At 70.7% G+C, this 15810-nt stretch carries 19 protein-coding genes; 1 reads left to right on the top strand and 18 read right to left on the bottom strand.

Annotation, left to right across the window (positions count from 1 at the left end; genetic code table 11):
• Nucleotides 1-462 (top strand): murein hydrolase activator EnvC family protein (locus tag GRC12_RS19465; protein WP_208780585.1); only part of this gene is annotated, 462 nt, incomplete at its 5' end.
• Between the two features lie 508 nt (nt 463-970).
• Here GRC12_RS19465 and GRC12_RS19460 read toward each other — a convergent pair.
• The 18 genes from GRC12_RS19460 to proS all read right to left on the bottom strand — a co-directional run bounded on the left by GRC12_RS19460 (nt 971) and on the right by proS (nt 15638).
• Nucleotides 971-1528, bottom strand: coding sequence for a TetR/AcrR family transcriptional regulator (locus tag GRC12_RS19460; RefSeq protein WP_208780586.1), 558 nt, complete (start codon nt 1526-1528; stop codon nt 971-973).
• A 103-nt stretch (nt 1529-1631) separates the two neighbouring features.
• On the bottom strand, nt 1632-2474 hold the full coding sequence (gene whiG, locus GRC12_RS19455; protein WP_208780584.1) for an RNA polymerase sigma factor WhiG: 843 nt from the start codon (nt 2472-2474) through the stop codon (nt 1632-1634).
• Nucleotides 2475-2706: 232 nt separating this feature from the next.
• Nucleotides 2707-3867 carry a DNA-processing protein DprA gene (gene dprA, locus GRC12_RS19450; RefSeq protein ID WP_208780583.1) on the bottom strand — a complete coding sequence of 387 codons (1161 nt, stop codon included), beginning with the start codon at nt 3865-3867 and terminating at the stop codon, nt 2707-2709.
• A complete protein-coding gene (locus tag GRC12_RS19445; RefSeq protein WP_208780582.1) occupies nt 3864-5489 on the bottom strand; it encodes a YifB family Mg chelatase-like AAA ATPase in 1626 nt (541 codons plus the stop codon). Before GRC12_RS19445 ends, dprA begins: the two co-directional genes overlap by 4 nt.
• 1 nt (nt 5490) lies before the next feature.
• The gene (locus GRC12_RS19440; protein ID WP_208780581.1) at nt 5491-5853 is read right to left on the bottom strand and encodes a YraN family protein; all 363 of its coding nucleotides are present in this window, start codon (nt 5851-5853) and stop codon (nt 5491-5493) included.
• 131 nt (nt 5854-5984) lie between these two features.
• Entirely contained in the window at nt 5985-6293 is a 309-nt protein-coding gene (locus tag GRC12_RS19435; RefSeq protein ID WP_003965949.1) for a DUF2469 domain-containing protein, read from the bottom strand.
• A gap of 56 nt (nt 6294-6349) precedes the next feature.
• The gene (locus GRC12_RS19430; RefSeq protein ID WP_208780580.1) at nt 6350-6874 is read right to left on the bottom strand and encodes an NUDIX hydrolase; all 525 of its coding nucleotides are present in this window, start codon (nt 6872-6874) and stop codon (nt 6350-6352) included.
• Nucleotides 6864-7640, bottom strand: coding sequence for a signal peptidase I (gene lepB, locus GRC12_RS19425; RefSeq protein WP_208780579.1), 777 nt, complete (start codon nt 7638-7640; stop codon nt 6864-6866). The genes GRC12_RS19430 and lepB (GRC12_RS19425) overlap by 11 nt, the downstream gene beginning before the upstream one ends.
• A 104-nt stretch (nt 7641-7744) precedes the next feature.
• Nucleotides 7745-8728, bottom strand: coding sequence for a signal peptidase I (lepB, locus tag GRC12_RS19420; RefSeq protein ID WP_133046796.1), 984 nt, complete (start codon nt 8726-8728; stop codon nt 7745-7747).
• Nucleotides 8616-9737, bottom strand: coding sequence for a signal peptidase I (lepB, locus tag GRC12_RS19415; RefSeq protein ID WP_208780578.1), 1122 nt, complete (start codon nt 9735-9737; stop codon nt 8616-8618). Before lepB (GRC12_RS19415) ends, lepB (GRC12_RS19420) begins: the two co-directional genes overlap by 113 nt.
• Nucleotides 9730-10425: a signal peptidase I gene (gene lepB, locus GRC12_RS19410; protein ID WP_133046794.1), complete on the bottom strand. Its 696-nt coding sequence runs from the start codon at nt 10423-10425 to the stop codon at nt 9730-9732. The genes lepB (GRC12_RS19415) and lepB (GRC12_RS19410) overlap by 8 nt, the downstream gene beginning before the upstream one ends.
• A 45-nt stretch (nt 10426-10470) precedes the next feature.
• Nucleotides 10471-10821, bottom strand: coding sequence for a 50S ribosomal protein L19 (gene rplS / locus GRC12_RS19405; protein ID WP_079309735.1), 351 nt, complete (start codon nt 10819-10821; stop codon nt 10471-10473).
• Between the two features lie 135 nt (nt 10822-10956).
• A complete protein-coding gene (trmD, locus tag GRC12_RS19400; protein ID WP_208780577.1) occupies nt 10957-11790 on the bottom strand; it encodes a tRNA (guanosine(37)-N1)-methyltransferase TrmD in 834 nt (277 codons plus the stop codon).
• Nucleotides 11791-11793: 3 nt separating this feature from the next.
• Nucleotides 11794-12336, bottom strand: coding sequence for a ribosome maturation factor RimM (gene rimM / locus GRC12_RS19395; protein WP_208780576.1), 543 nt, complete (start codon nt 12334-12336; stop codon nt 11794-11796).
• Between the two features lie 94 nt (nt 12337-12430).
• Nucleotides 12431-12670 carry an RNA-binding protein gene (locus GRC12_RS19390; protein ID WP_003973401.1) on the bottom strand — a complete coding sequence of 80 codons (240 nt, stop codon included), beginning with the start codon at nt 12668-12670 and terminating at the stop codon, nt 12431-12433.
• A 2-nt stretch (nt 12671-12672) separates the two neighbouring features.
• The gene (gene rpsP, locus GRC12_RS19385) at nt 12673-13092 is read right to left on the bottom strand and encodes a 30S ribosomal protein S16 (protein ID WP_133046791.1); all 420 of its coding nucleotides are present in this window, start codon (nt 13090-13092) and stop codon (nt 12673-12675) included.
• A 272-nt stretch (nt 13093-13364) separates the two neighbouring features.
• Nucleotides 13365-13961: a hypothetical protein gene (locus tag GRC12_RS19380; RefSeq protein ID WP_133046790.1), complete on the bottom strand. Its 597-nt coding sequence runs from the start codon at nt 13959-13961 to the stop codon at nt 13365-13367.
• A 261-nt stretch (nt 13962-14222) separates the two neighbouring features.
• Complete coding sequence (gene proS / locus GRC12_RS19375) at nt 14223-15638, bottom strand: proline--tRNA ligase (RefSeq protein ID WP_208780575.1); 1416 nt, start codon at nt 15636-15638, stop codon at nt 14223-14225.
• Nucleotides 15639-15810: the final 172 nt, after the last annotated feature.

The following is a 15810-nucleotide window of genomic DNA, read 5'->3' as shown; positions in this document are numbered from 1 at the left end:
CCCCCTGACGTCCCCGCCATCGGCCGCGCCTGGCCGGTGGGCACCCGTCCCACGGTCGTACGGGGCTGGGAGCCCCCGGCGACGGTCTACGGCCGGGGCCACCGCGGCGTGGATCTGGCGGCCCCGGCCGGGACGCCGGTCCGGGCGGTGGCAGCGGGCAGGGTGTCCTTCGCGGGCCGGGTGGCGGGGCGGGGAGTCGTGTCGGTGGAGCTGACGGGCACGAACCTGCGCACGACCTACGAACCGGTGAGCGCGTCGGTCCAGAAGGGGGACGAGGTCGAGGCCGGCGAGGTGGTGGGGACGGTGGACCCCACGGGCTCACACTGCACGGTCACGTGCGTCCACTGGGGCTTGCTGCGGGGCGAGACCTACCTGGATCCCTTGTCCCTGCTCCCACCGTGGCTCCTACACAGGGGCCCGTCGAGACTGCTCCCGGTACTGGGGGTCCCGCTGCCCGCGTAGCTTGCGGGTCAGTCGTGCCGTGCGCGCCTGCGGCCTACGGCGTCAGACGCATCGCGCGTGCCTACGGCCTGCGGAAACAGACGCACCGTACCTGCCTTCGACCAGCGCGGAGAGCATTCGTGCGGCGACCCGCTCAACCCGCAGGGCGCAGTCGCGCCGAGCCCGCGTTCAACCCGCGAGCCCAGTCGCACGGCGACCTCCTCACCCCACGGGCGCAGCCGCGCCGAGCCCGCGTTCAACCCGCGAGCCCAGTCGCACGGCGACCTCCTCACCCCACGGGGGCAGCCGCGCCGAGCCCGCGTTCAACCCGCGAGCGCAGTCGCACGGTGACCTCCTCACCCCACGGGGGCAATGGCCACGTGCCTGCCTTCGGCCTGCGAGGCAGTTGCGCAACGACCTGCTCGACCCGCACGGGCAAAGGGCCCGCCTTCGACCTGCTGCCGGCCCAGCCGCCCAGCGACCTGCTCAGCCCGCGAGGGCAGTCGCACCGCACGCCCTGCCCGCCCCCTCAGCCGTGCGCGCCCCTCAGCACCAACGCCACCGCCGCGTCCGCGATCACCTCGGGAGGCTCTGCCACCCCCAGCTCGATCCGCCGGACCGCCGCGTCCGCGACCCCTTGCACCAGCATCGCGCCCAGCCGGGGCTCGGGGTGTCCCATCTCGCCCAGGGCCTCCACGATCATCGCCACGAGCCCGCCGTGCGCGGCCCGGATCTTCTCCCGGGCCCCCGCGTCCAGCTCGCTCGCGGAGATCGCCACGACCGCCCGGTGCCGCCGGTCCCCCACCAGCTCCAGCTGCCGTCGCACATACGCCTCGACCTTGCCCGCCGCCGGCCCGGCACCCGCCATGGCGGCCTCGACCTCGGCGGCCCACACCGGGAAGTCGACCGCGCACAGTTCCTCGACGACGGCGGCCCGGGACCGGAAGTACTCGTACACCGACGACCGCGCCAGCCCCGTCCGCTCGGCGAGTGCCGGAAACGTCAGCGCGTCCGTCCCTCCCTCGGACAGCAACGACCGGGCCGCGTCCAGCAGGGCGGCTCGCTGCATCGACCGGTGCTCGGCCACGGAGGCCGCTCGAATCCTTGGCACGTCAACCACTTTACGGACGCGCCACCCCGGACGGGAGTGACTCGCATGGACGCGGCCCGCTCGGGCCGAGCCGCCGGGCTCACCGCCCGAAGCTCGCCAGCTTCGCCCGCAGCTGCAGCACCGACTTGGTGTGGATCTGGCTGACCCGGCTCTCGGTCACACCCAGCACGTTCCCGATCTCGGCGAGCGTGAGTCCCTCGTAGTAGTAGAGCGTGACGACGGTCTTCTCCCGCTCGGGCAAGGTGTTGATCGCCCGCGCCAGGAACCGCCTGAGCTCCCGGTCCTCGGCCACCTCCACGGGGTCGTCCGCGGCGGTGTCCTCCAGCGTGTCCATGACGCTCAGCCCGTCGCCGCCCTCGCCCCCGACGTGCAGCAACTCCTCCAGCGCCACCACGTTCGCCAGCGACAACTGACTGAACACCGCGTGGAGTTCGTCCACCCCGATGCCCATCTCGGCGGCCACCTCGCCCTCCGTCGGCGTCCGCCGCAGCCGCGCCTCCAGCGTCGCGTACGCCCGCTCCACGTTCCGCGCCTTCTGCCGCACCGACCGCGGGATCCAGTCCAGCGCCCGCAGCTCGTCGATCATCGCGCCACGGATCCGGGTGATCGCGTACGTCTCGAACTTGATCTCCCGGTCGATGTCGAACTTCTCGATCGCGTCGATCAGCCCGAACACACCCGAGGAGACGAAGTCGGCCTGCTCGACGTTGGGCGGCAGACCGACGCTCACCCGTCCCGCCACGTACTTGACCAGCGGCGAGTAGTGCAGGATCAGCTGCTCCCGCAGCCGGTCGTCCCCCGTGCTCTTGTACGACCGCCACAGTTCGTCGAGCGTCGAGGGAGCGGGCGGCCGCACGCTGCCACCGTCACGGGCGGCTGGGGGGATCGCCGCCCGGTCGGACCCGGAGGTGTGCTGGGGCATTCGTCGCCTTGTGCCGTTCTGCCGTGAAGTGCGTACTGCGTCGGAACCTCGTGAGCGTAGCGTGACTGAGCTGTCGCGGTCAGCGAACGATGAGGGGGAACGCGTACGCGGACTTGTCCCGCGGGCCGTCCCACCGGGTCACGACGGTCGCTTTCCGTGATCGCCCGGGGACCCCGACCGCCGCTGTTTGCACAGGTGCGGGGGCTTCCCCCGGACGGCCGAACACGCTCCGTCAACATCCGCCCCGGCCGTCGCGGACGGAGATCATCGCCTGGCGTGTCAACCTCCAGCCGTCGCCGTGTCGTTCGACGTAACCGAGTGATCGGAGTTCGTACAGTCTCGCGATCGCGTCGTCCCTGGTGGTCTGCGCCCCGCGGGCGACCGCGTCGGCGGAGGCGGCTCCCCGGCCCGGCAGCGCGGCGAGCACCCGTCTGGCGTCCGGCTCCAGCAGGTCCCTGGGCAGCACGGGTCCGCGCCTCTGGGGTGCCAGCTCCCCCATGTCGCCGACGAGTTCGACGACCTCGGCGGCGTCGGTGACGAGGACGGCGTCGTCGCGCAGCAGTTCGTGCACACCGGCCGAGAGGCTGCTGGTGGCCGGTCCGGGTACTCCCATCGTGTGGCGTCCGAGCCGTTGTGCCGCCCGTGCGGTGACGAGCGAGCCGCTGCGGTGGGCGGCCTCGACCACCACGGTGCCTGTGGTCAGGGCGGCGATGACCCGGTTGCGGACGATGAATCTGCTGGCCGTCGGATGCTCGCCGAGCGGCAGTTCCCCGACCACGAGTCCCTGCTCGGCGATCCGGTTGAGCAACCCGGTGTGCCCACGCGGATAGGGCCGGTCGACGCCCGAAGCGAGCACGGCGACGGTCGCCCCGCCGGCCCCGAGCGCCCCTCGATGAGCGGCCCCGTCCACACCGTAGGCCCCGCCGGACACGACGACCCACCCGCGCTCGGCGAGCCCGGCGCCGAGTGTGGCGGCCATGTGAGCCCCGTACTCGGTGCAGGCCCGCGCCCCGACGACGGCGACGGACCGCAACGCCCACATCCGCAGACTGGGCCTGCCCCGGACCCAGAGGCCCACGGGGCGGGCGTCACCGAGGTCATCCAGCTGGGCCGACCACTCCGTGTCCCCCGGGATCACGAAGCGGACCCCGGCTTCCCGGGCGAGGCCGAGATCCCGCTCGGCGTCGGCCTCCTGGGCGCGGGTGAGCAGCCCTGCCCAGCGCTTGTCGGTGACCCCGGCGAGCTGCGGCACCCCTTTCCGCAGCACCCGTGCGGTCTCCACGGCCCCCAGCTCCCGCACCCACCGGCCCGCCACTTCGTCACCGGGTTCCAGGACCCGGCTGAGGAAGACCCGGGCGAGCAGCTCGCGGTCCGAGGCGCCGTCGGCGGTCACGTCAGCGCCCCGATGGCCATGGGCACGCCCCTGGGAACACCGGTGCGCAGTTGCAGCGCGAGGCCGACGTCCGTGGCGTCGGGCCGGTCGTGCCCGACGATGTCGGCGACGGTCCAGGCGACACGCAGGACGCGGTCGAGCCCCCGGGCGGTCAGCACGCCCCGCTCCAGGTTGCGTTCGGCCTCGTCCATCGCCCCGCTCACGGCGTGCCACCGGCTGCGCAGCTCCCGGCCGGGGACCTCGCTGTTGGTCCGCCACGGGGTGCCCGCGAGCCGCGCCGCCGCTCGCTCCCTCGCCGCCCGCACCCGCTCGGCGACCGTCGCCGTGGACTCGCCCCGTGTGCCGAGCCGCGTGAACTCGGCGCGCGTGACCCGGTCCACCTCGACCCGGAGGTCGACCCGGTCCAGCAGTGGCCCGGACAGTCGCGCCTGGTAGCGGCGGATCGCCGAGGGCGGACACTCGCAGAAGTCGTCCGTCTGGGAGAAGCGCCCACAGGGGCAGGGGTTGGCGGCGAGCACCATCAGGAACTTCGCCGGGAAACGCACCACGCCCGCGCTGCGGGCGATCACCACGTGCCCGGCCTCCAGCGGCTGGCGCAGCGCGTCGAGGGCATGGCTGCTGAACTCGGGCGTCTCGTCCAGGAAGAGAACACCCCGGTGCGACAGCGACACCGCCCCGGGCCGGGCGATGCCGGGACCGCCGCCGACGAGTGCCTGCATGGTCGCCGAATGGTGCGGGGCACAGTACGGGGCGACGTCGATCAGGGGTTTGCCCGGCGGCAGCAGTCCCGCCACCGAGTGGACAGCGGTGACCTCCAGCGACTCCTCACGGCGGAGCCTCGGCAGGATGGCGGGCAGCCGTTCCGCCAGCATGGTCTTGCCGGCACCCGGCGGGCCCTCCAGGAACAGATGATGTCCACCCGCCGCGGCGACCTCCACCGCCGTCCGCGCCGAGATCTGGCCCACCACGTCGGCGAGGTCGTGGCCCTGGTCGTGCTGTGCGGCGCCCATGCTGTGCATGCCCGTGGCCGCACCGGTGCCGGGCATACGCAGCCCGGCGAGGAGCGGATCCGGGCGGCCGGGCTCCTCGGGTTCCTCGTCGGGCACGGGCTCGTCCGCCAGCACGGCGATCAGCTGCCGCAGGCTTCGCACGCCCAGGACGGACACCCCGGGCACGAGGGAGGCCTCGGCCGCGGCGCACTCGGGCACGACGACCTGTTCGTAACCGGCGTCCGCCGCGGCCAGCACGGCCGGCAGGATGCCCCGGACCGGTCGCACCCGGCCGTCCAGACCCAGCTCGCCGATCATCACGATGTCCGCCAGCACCCGTGGGTCGATGCGCTCCGACGCTCCCAGCACCGCGCAGGCCACGGCCAGGTCGAAACCGGAGCCGGCTTTCGGCACCGAGGCCGGACTGAGCCCGACCGTCAGTTTCTTCTGCGGCCACTCGCCCCCCGAGTTCACCACAGCCGCCCGCACCCGGTCCCGGCTCTCCGTCAGGCTCTTGTCCGGGAGGCCCACCAGGGTGAACGCCGCCACCCCGGGCTCCAGGTCCGCCTGGACCTCGACCACCACGCCCTCGACGCCCACCAGCGCCACCGAGCACGTCCGCGCGAAACCCATCTCAGGCCACCCCCCGGGCGTGCTCGACCACCGGGGCGCCGCGGTCCGGCAGGACCACGCCGATCAGGTCGACTCGGACGCCTCCCGGCGGTGCTCCCCCGTGTGTCTGGATCCACCTCTCGGCGAGATCCCGCAGCCGCTGCGCCTTCTCCGGCGTGATCGCCGCCATCGGGTGCTCGAAGCGGCCGTCCCTGCGGGTCTTCACCTCGCAGACGACCAGGACGTCCCCGTCCCGGGCCACGATGTCGATCTCCCCGGACCTGCCACAGCGCCAGTTGCGCTCCAGGACCGTCATCCCGGCGTCCGTCAGCCGCCGCGCGGCCAGATCCTCGCCGTACCTGCCGAGTGCACTGCGTGCGTTCATGTCGGCACCACCTCCGGCGCCAACCGTCACGCACCTCACCAAGAGAAGTGGATCTTGGTGGACAACTCACCGGCTGTGGATAACTTCGTCACCCGGCCGAGCTCCCCCGGCAAGCACTCACCCGCCCGGACTCACCCGCCCGGCAATTCCAGGTCGCTCTTGTTCAGCTCCTCGATGTTCACGTCCTTGAACGTGAGAACGCGGACCTGCTTCACGAAACGCGCCGGGCGGTACATGTCCCACACCCACGCGTCCGCCATCGACACCTCGAAGAACACCTCACCCTGGACCGAGTGCACCTGCATCTCGTAGTCGTTGGTGAGGTAGAAACGACGCTCGGTCTCGATCACGTATTTGAACAGACCGACGACATCGCGGTACTCCCGGTAGAGCTTCAGCTCCATCTCGGTCTCGTACTTCTCGAGGTCCTCGGCGCTCATGGCAGCTTCCCCTTCAGCCGTGCGGTCCCACTATTGTGCGCCAGTCCCGTGAGCCCCTAGACGATTTCCGTGTCAAGGGTCACGGGCCCGGCCGGGGGCCCTTCGTCGAGCAGCCGGCGCAGCAGCTCGGCGAGTCTGGTCGGATACACCGTCTCATGTGCCCGGGCAAGTTCCGCACACGTCCACCAGCGCGCTCCGGCGACGCTGCGCCGCTCCAGCTCGGTGAGGCCCCTGGCCTCGGTGGCCGTCTGGGTCGTACGGGCCAGGTAGTACCACTCGTCCTGGTCCCAGCGTCGTCCCGCGAACGGGAAGGAGCACGTCCGCCGCCACAGCACCGGACCGAGTTCGACCTCGGTGATGCCGGTCTCCTCGGCGAGTTCCCTCAGTGCGGCCTGTTCACGACTCTCCTCGCCCTCCAGGCCCCCGCCCGGCGTGAACCACCAGTCGTCGGTGGGATCGTCCGGTTCGTGGCCGTGCAGGAGCAGGATGCGGTCCTCGGGGTCGAGCAGGACGACCCGGGCCACCTTGCGCGGGCCGCCCGCGCGGGAGTCCTCGTACGCGCCCGTCGCCTCAGCGGGCACCCACGGGCTCCGTCCGCGTGCGGGAGCGCCTGCCGCCCAGACGCTTGGCGATGGGGCCGTACGCCCCGCCACCGAGGACGAGGACGGCACCGACCACGATCAGGGTGACGATCAGGCGCAGCGGGCCCGGCGTCGACAGCGCGCCCAGCGTCTCGAAGCCCGTGGGACGGGCCAGCATGCCCTTCATGGGCCACACGACGGCGTCCACCCGGGCCGTGACCGCGGACTCGGCCACCGTGCCCTGGGCCGCGTCGGTGAGGTGGGCGGAGGAGTCCAGCGAGCCCTGGCGCTCGTCGCCGAGGAGGAACAGCCGGCCCTTGGGGACCTTCACGGTCGGGATGGTCTTGTCCTCGACCGCGCCGCCCTTGAGGTAGCCCTCGTCGATCTGCTTGCCGTTGACGGTCAGCTTGCCACCGGTGCAGCAGGCGACGGTGTCCCCGCCGACCGCGACCACGCGCTTGACCACGGGGGCGTTGGTGACCCAGGTCTTGTCCGTGAAGACGACGACGTCGCCTCGATGCACCTCGCTGCCGTCGACGCGCTGGGCCAGCACCCGGTCACCGGCGTCGATCGTCGGCGTCATCGAGGTCGTCGGCACGGTGTAGGGCCGGTAGACCAGCGCTGCCCAGCCGAATCCGCCGAGGAACAGCACGATGCCCAGGGCGACCGCGATGCCGGACAGGCGCTGTCCCGCCTTGGTGCCCACCGGGCTCGTGCTCTTGCCGCCGCTGCGCGGGGCCGTACGTGTCGTGCTCTCGCCACCCATGGACCCGCACCCTACCCGGCGGTACCTGAACGGGTCAGCCCCTCATGGCCGCTCGAGGTCACAGCTGCACCAGGGTTTCACCAAGGCGGTGCGCGGGGCCCGGTTCAGCGGGTCTCGGCGGGCGCGATCCTCCTGCGCCGCCACAGCACCACCGGTACCGCGCCGGCGAGCGCGAGGGCGTTCGGGGCGAGGGTCAGGGCGGCGGACGCCGAGGACTTGTCGTTGATGCCGGGCTGCTCGAAGGTGTCCGGGATGGGCAGGGTGCTCCAGCGGTTGATCGGCCAGGCGATGACGATGGCGCGGCCCACGACCTTGTCCACCGGGACCATGCCGTTGTGCTTGTCGCTCTGGTTGTAGCGGGAGTCGCGGGAGTTCTGGCGGTGGTCGCCCATCACCCAGATGTAGCCCTTGGGGACCTTCACCGTGAACTGGCCGCCCTGGTCGTCGACGCTGCACGGGGTGTTGCCCGGGTAGACGATCGAGGTGTCGTTCAGCGCCTTGCCGTTGACCTTCAGCGGGCCGCTGCCCTTGCAGGAGACCGTGTCGCCGCCGACGCCGATGACGCGCTTGATCAGGTCCTTCTCCTCGGCGGACGGCATCAGGCCGATCCAGCTGAGGACCTTCTGCAGCGCGTTCGGGTTGGCCGTCGGCTCGCCGGCCAGCCAGTTGTCCGGGTCGTGGAAGACGACCACCTCACCGCGCTCGGGCTTCGAGCCGAACCAAGGGGTGAGCTTGTCCACCAGGACGCGGTCGCCCTGCTGGAGGGTGTTCTGCATCGAGTCCGAGGGGATCGAGAACGCCTGCACGAGGAAGGTCTTGATCAGCAGCGCGAGAACGAGCGCGATGACGATCAGGATGGGCAGCTCCTTCCAGAAGGAGCGCTGCTTCTTCGCCGTGGGCTTCGAGTCACCCGGGCCCTGGTCGTCCGTCCTGGTCGGTTCGCCGGGCGCCGCGGGCTCGTCCTGCGCGCCGGAGTCACTCCCGGAGGTCACGGCGCTGTCCGCGGCCGGGACGGCTGATTCCGCGGGGCGCCCGCGGTGCTCCTCGCCGTCGTGTCCGGACCGTGCGCCAACCGCCACATCCCCCACGCCAACTCCTTACTCTGTGCCGCCGCCTGAGCCGTACCCGGCGCAGGCCCACCACTCCCATAACGAGCGGGAGTTCCGCAGGGCTCGGGAGCTGGATCGCTGTCTTCGGATCGTCGGGTGCAACCCTATGCGACAGCTCGGGGGACGCGGTCGTCCCCGACACGGAGTTGGAAACGGAGGAGAAAGTTTTAGGTTCCTTCAAGGACGTCATGTGCCCGAGGGGCCAGGCGATCACCATGGCCCGCCCCACGACGGAGTGCAGGGAGACCGTGCCGCCGTAGTCGGTGTTCATGTGGGCGCGGGAGTCGGCCGAGTTGCCCCGGTGGTCGCCCATCACCCACAGCCGCCCCTGGGGGACGGTGATGTCGAACGGTTGAGTGGAGGGGGCGTTGCCGGGATACAGGTAGTCGGCCTCGGTCAGGGGAACGCCGTTGACGGTCACCCGCCCCTCGGTGTCACAGCACTTGACGTGGTCGCCGCCGACGCCGATGACCCGTTTGATGAGGTCCTTGTCGTTGGCCGAGGGCAGCAGGCCGATGAAGGTGAGCCCTTCCTTGATCTGCTTGACGACGACGGGGTCGTCCTTGGTCGTCGTGGTCTGCTCGCCCGCGAGCCAGCCGCCGGGGTCCTTGAACACGACGACGTCCCCGCGCTTGGGCTCGGAGCCGAACCACGGGGTGAACTTGTCGACCAGGACGCGGTCGCCGATCCGGATCGTCTGCTCCATGGAGCCGGACGGGATCACGAACGCCTGGACGAGGAACGTCTTCAGAACCAGCGCTATCAGGACCGCCACACCGACCAGGAGCGGTATCTCCTTGACCGCGCTGCGCCTGCGCTTTCGTTTGACCTTGCGCTGCAGTTTGCGCCGCTCCGCGCGGGTGCGGCCGCCGCTCGGCGCGGTGCCGGCGGAGGTGCGCCGGGAGCCGGTGGGCAGCAGGTTCTCGGTGCCGAACGTGCCGTAGCCGCCGCTCGGCTCCGGACGGCGCGGTTTGCCGCGGTTACCCATGCGCACCGCCGGCGGCGGGCACGCGCGCGTAGGCGGCGGGGCGGTGCAGGCGGGTCCAGTGGGTGGTGGGCCATACGATCCAGTCGGCGCGGCCGATGACGTCGGAGACCGGGATCATGCCGCCGCCCGGCGAGCCCAGGTGGTCGCGTGAGTCGCTGGAGTCGCCGCGGTGGTCGCCGAGGACGAAGAGGGTGCCGTCGGGCACGACCACACGGAAGGGCACCGTCGACGGGCTGTCCCCGGGGTACAGGAAAGCCGACTCGTCGACCGACCGGCCGTTCACCTCGATCCTCCCCTCCTTGTCGCAGCAGACAACGCGGTCTCCGCCCACGCCCACGACGCGCTTGATGTAGTCCGCGTCACCGAAATACCCAGTTCCGTCGAACACCACGACATCGCCTCGGCGTGGCTCGGCACCGAAACGGTACGCCAACTTATTTACGAGAACGCGGTCCCCGATCCTCAATCCCTGTTCCATGGATCCGCTGGGAATCTGGAATGGTTGGGCCACGAAAGAGTTGAGGAGCAGCAAAAACACCAGGCAGACCAGCAGGGTCAGGGTGATCCGGCCGCCGGGCAGCCAGTCGGTGATCCGCGCCACCAACGCGAAACGCGACCGTCCCTCCGCAGCCACTGGTTCAGGGCGGGAGGAGCGGTCGCGCTCCGTGTGCTGTGCTTCGGTGTCCATCGGGGCGGAATGGTATCCGGCCCCGCTTTGACCACCGGTAAGAGCTCAGCTCTCGCGCTTCTCCTTGATCTTCGCCGCCTTGCCGCGCAGCTCGCGCAGGTAGTACAGCTTGGCGCGACGCACGTCACCGCGGGTGACGAGCTCGATCTTCTCCACGATCGGGGTGTGCACCGGGAAGGTGCGCTCGACGCCGACGGAGAAGGAGACCTTGCGGACCGTGAAGGTCTCGCGGACACCGGCGCCCTGGCGGCGGATCACAACGCCCTTGAACTGCTGCACACGGGAGCGGTTGCCCTCGATGACGCGGACGTGGACGTTGACGGTGTCACCCGGGCGGAAGGCCGGGATGTCGCTGCGCAGCGACGCGGAGTCGACGGAGTCGAGCAGGTGAGACATTTCGTCTGCTTTCTTCGCTGATGCCACAGGTCATCAACGGGAGCTAGGTGTTCCAGGAAGGATGCTGTCCGTGTCGGGGCGGGCGTCGTGTCCCCCTGTGGCAGGGGCGCACGCCGGACGACGCACAACAGCGGCCTATTCTTCCACGCCCTCTGGCCTGCGCCAAAATCGGCCGTACGGCTCCCCCTCCGGATCCGGCGCCCAGCCCAGGATGGAGAGCATCTCGCGGTCCTTCTTGTCGAAGGCCTTGGGGTCGCAGCGCTCGATCAGGTCGGGCCGGTTGGCCGTCGTACGCCGGAGGGCCTCGTCGCGGCGCCAGCGGGCGATCTTGCCGTGATGGCCGCTGAGCAGCACGTCGGGGATGGAGCGTCCGCGCCACTCGGGGGGCTTGGTGTAGACGGGGCCCTCCAGGAGGTTGGCCATGGCGCCGGGCGCGAAGGAGTCGTCGCGGTGCGACTCCGCGTTGCCGAGGACGCCGGGCAGCAGCCGGGCCACCGCCTCCGTGATCACCAGTACGGCCGCCTCGCCGCCGGCGAGGACGTAGTCGCCGATGGACACCTCGTACACCGGTACGCGGGTGGCGTACTCCTCGATGACGCGGCGGTCGATGCCCTCGTAGCGCGCGGGGGTGAAGATCAGCCAGGGGCGCTCGGAGAGCTCGACGGCGAGTTCCTGGGTGAAGGGGCGGCCGCTGGGGGTGGGCACGATCAGCGCGGGGGCGTGCGAGCCGGTCTCATAGCCGTCGGCAAGCACGGTGTCGAGCGCGTCGCCCCAGGGGTCGGTCTTCATGACCATGCCGGGGCCGCCGCCGTACGGGGTGTCGTCGACGGTGTTGTGCCGGTCGTACGTCCACGCGCGCAGGTCGTGCACCTGGACGTCGAGCTGCCCACGCGCGCGTGCCTTGCCGACGAGGGAGACGTTCAGCGGTTCGAGGTACTCGGGGAAGATCGTGACGACGTCGAGGCGCATGTCCTACGACTCTTCCCGCGAGGAGGCGATCTCGGCACGGTCGTCGATCAGACCGGGGGGCGGTGTGATGACCGCCTTCTGCTCCGCCAGGTCGATCTCGGCGACGATCTCCTCGACGAACGGGATCAGGACCTCGCTGCCGTCGGGGCGCTCCACGATGAAGAGGTCCTGCGAGGGCAGGTGCGAGATCTCGGTGATCCGGCCCACCTCCACACCGTCCTCGGTGACGACGTCGAGGTCGATGAGCTGGTGGTCGTAGTACTCGTCCTCGTCCTCGGGCAGTTCGTCGGGGTCGACCTCGGCGATCAGGAGGGTGTTGCGCAGGGCCTCGGCGGCGTTGCGGTCGGCCACGCCCGCGAAGCGCAGCAGGAGCCGGCCGCTGTGGACGCGTCCGGCCTCGATGGTGAGCGGGCCCGCGGAGGCGGGATCGGTGGCGAGTACGGCGCCGGGGGCGAGCCGCAGTTCGGGCTCGTCCGTACGGACCTCGACGGTGACCTCGCCCTTGATGCCGTGGGCACGGCCGATGCGAGCGACTACCAGCTGCACGGTGCTTGCTTCTCCTGATCCGGTTGCACACGACTACGGGCCGGGGACGGCCCAGTGGCCCTCCCCGGCCCGAGCCGGTGCTGCGTTTTCGGCGTCAGCGGACGTGGTCGACGTCGACGAGGTCGACGCGGACACCGCGGCCGCCGATGGCGCCCACGACGGTACGCAGAGCGCGTGCGGTGCGGCCGTTGCGGCCGATCACCTTGCCGAGGTCGTCGGGGTGGACCCGGACCTCGAGGACGCGTCCGCGGCGCAGGTTGCGGGATGCGACCTGCACATCGTCGGGGTTGTCGACGATGCCCTTCACGAGGTGCTCGAGAGCCTCCTCGAGCATGCTCAGGCCTCGGCCGACTCGGACTCGGCGGCAGCCTCGTCCTTCTTCTCCGCCTTCTTCTTCTGGGTGATCGCCTCACCCTTGCCCTCGTCGTCGCCACCCAGGGCCTCGAACGACGGGCGCGCCTTCTTCGGCTCGGCGACGAGCAGCGGAGCCGGGGCGGGCTCGCCCTTGAACTTCTGCCAGTCGCCGGTCTTCTTCAGGATGGCGAGGACGGGCTCGGTCGGCTGCGCGCCGACACCCAGCCAGTACGCCACGCGCTCGGCGTCCACCTCGATGACCGACGGGTTGTAGGTCGGGTGGTACTTGCCGATCTCCTCGATCGCACGGCCGTCGCGACGGGTGCGGGAGTCGGCGACGACGATGCGGTAGTGAGGCGAACGGATCTTGCCCAGACGCTTCAGCTTGATCTTGACTGCCACGGGAGTGGGTTCTCCTGGATTTGACGTGGTTGGGCACGGCGAGAATGCCGCGTGGGGTTGCGGTACCCGAGTGCCCGATGGACGCGTCAGCCGGAGGAGAGAGGGGTCCTGTGCGGCTGTCGAGTACAGCTAGCCATTGTGCCACACCCGGCGGGTCGCTCACGCCGGGTGGTCCGGGGCATGCCTGAGGGGCACCCGGCTCCCCGGGTGCCCACAGGCTGCACACGTCCGCCACGGCATGGCGGGTGCGGCTGCCACGAGCAGCCGCACCCTCATGCCGCGCCGACTACCTCCGGAATCCGGAAGGGCTTGCCGCAGCCGCCGCAGACGATGGGGGCCTGGGCCAGGACGGACGGGACGACCCGGACGTTGCGCCCGCAGTCGCACACGGCCTTCACGCGCACCCCGCCGCCGGAGGAACCGTGCCGGGCGGCCGGTCCCCGGAAGCTCTTCGGGGTGTCCGCGGAGGTCGCCGCCGTGTGCGCCTTCAGGGCGCGCTGGAGGCGCTCCATCGTCGGGCGGTAACGGCGCTTGGCCTCGGGGTTGAGCGTGACCAGCGAGAAGCCGCTGCTGGGATGCGGTTCCTCGGGGTGGTCCAGGCCCAGCTCCTCGGCGATCGCGAGGAATCTGCGGTTGTGGTATCGGCCGGCACGGGACGTGTCGCGCACGCCGCGCGCTGCGGCGATGCCGTGGACTGCCTCATGGAGCAGTCGCTCGAAGGAGAGCTCGTGCCCGCACGCGGACGACGACTCTCCGATCAGGGATTCTGGCGCGGCGAGGTCGGGCAGCTCGGGGTGGTACCGCTGAATGTCGGCCCACGCCTGTGCCAGCTCGGCGGCGAGAACAGGTGGTGTCTGTGTCGTGCTCACGTAATGACAACGAGCGGGGGTGCCGCTGTGTTCCTATTCCGGGGCATCCCAAATAATTTGCACGTACCCGTCAGTTGCCGCTGATGAGTGGAGACGAGGGCGGGTGCGCTGATCTGCGGAGAAACCTCACAGCTCCTACCAAGGTGGTACGTAGCAAGACCTACGTACCGGCGCGTAGCCACCGTCCACGCGCCGGTGCGGCTGTGTTCCGCGGATGCGCAAGGGGCGTTTCGGCCGCTCTCGCCGCGGAAGGGCGCCGTATCAGTAAGCGCGCGCGACGAGGGCGACGTTACCGGGTGCGTCCTCGGACTCCGGCACCGACCCGTCGGCGCCGACCAGACACCGTACGGTCACCGCGTGCTCGGCCAGCCTGGCCTCGCCCTCCGTGCCGAGATCCGCCCACGGGATCCGCGCCCAGCCGCCCGCCACGGCCGCCTCGACGGCCTCCTCGACGGTCGACACGTCGGCCGTGCGCGACTCACGCCGCGCGCGGGACTGCGCCAGCAGCAGCGCCTGGTCCTCCTCCAGGACGGACGGCAGCAGTCCTACGAGGGAGTCGATCGCCACCGGCTCCTTGCCGCCCGGGATCCGCCGGACGAGCATCGCCGTGCCGTTCTCCAGGTCACGGGGGCCGACCTCGATCCGTACCGGCACGCCCTTGAGCTCCCAGTCGACGGCCCGGCGTCCGAAGGGGGTGTCGGTGCGGTCATCGACATGGACGCGGACACCCGCGGCCGCCAGCAGATCCCCGATCTCGCGGACCTTGGCCAGAACCGTCTCGTCGCCCTTGATCGCGAGGACGACGACCTGGATCTGCGCCAGCCGCGGCGGGACGCGCAGGCCGTTGTCATCGCCGTGAGTCATCACCAGGGCGCCGATCATCCGGGTGGTGGAGCCCCAGGAGGTCTGCCAGACGAGTTCCTGACTGCCTTCCTTCGACAGGTACCGGGTGTTGAAGGCCTTGGCGAAGTTCTGGCCCAGCTCGTGACTGGTCACCATCTGGAGGGCCTTGCCGTCGCCCATCATGCTTTCGAGCGTCAGGGTGTTGATGGCACCCGCGAACCGCTCCTTGACGGTCTTGCGACCGGAGACGAAGTCCATCGCGAGGACGTCCCGCAGAAAATCCCCGTAGACGTGCCGCTGAATGTGGGCGGCGAAGTCGCGTGCCTCCTCGTAGGTGGCGTGCGCCGTGTGGCCCTCCTGCCAAAGGAACTCGGTCGTACGGAGGAAGAGGCGGGGCCGCAACTCCCAACGCACCACGTTCGCCCACTGGTTGATCAGCAGCGGCAGATCGCGGTAGCTCTGCACCCACTTCGAGAAGTACTCGTTGATGATCGTCTCGGAGGTGGGCCGGACGACCGCCGGCTCCTCCAGTTCCTTGCCGCCGGCGTGGGTGACCACGGCCAGCTCCGGTGCGAAGCCCTCCACGTGGTCCGCCTCGCGGGTGAGGTACGACTGCGGGATCAGCAGCGGGAAGTACGCGTTCTGCGTGCCCGTGGCCTTGATCCGGGCGTCCATCTCGGCCTGCATCCGCTCCCAGAGCCCGTACCCGTACGGTCGGATGACCATGGTGCCGCGCACCGGCCCGTTGTCGGCCAGTTCGGCCTTGTTGATGAGGTCCTGGTACCAGCGCGGGAAGTCGTCCGCCCGCGGGGTGAGCACGGATGCCTTTGCCATGCCGGGATATTACGGGGGCACGTTGCCGGGATGTGAATTCTTTTCACCGGCGCGGTCAAGCCACAAGCCGGGGACCGTCAACCCCTGGACGAGCGGTCGAGTGCGGAGTTACCTGGCATACGGGGGGAGTGCGAGCGCACGTCACGGGGGCCACGGAAACGGGTACAGCGGC

Origin of the sequence: Streptomyces griseorubiginosus (assembly GCF_017614965.1) — a bacterium.
GTDB lineage: Bacteria > Actinomycetota > Actinomycetes > Streptomycetales > Streptomycetaceae > Streptomyces > Streptomyces griseorubiginosus_B.
The sequence above is the reverse complement of the archived record's forward strand: the minus strand, read 5'-3'. Positions and strand labels throughout refer to the sequence as shown.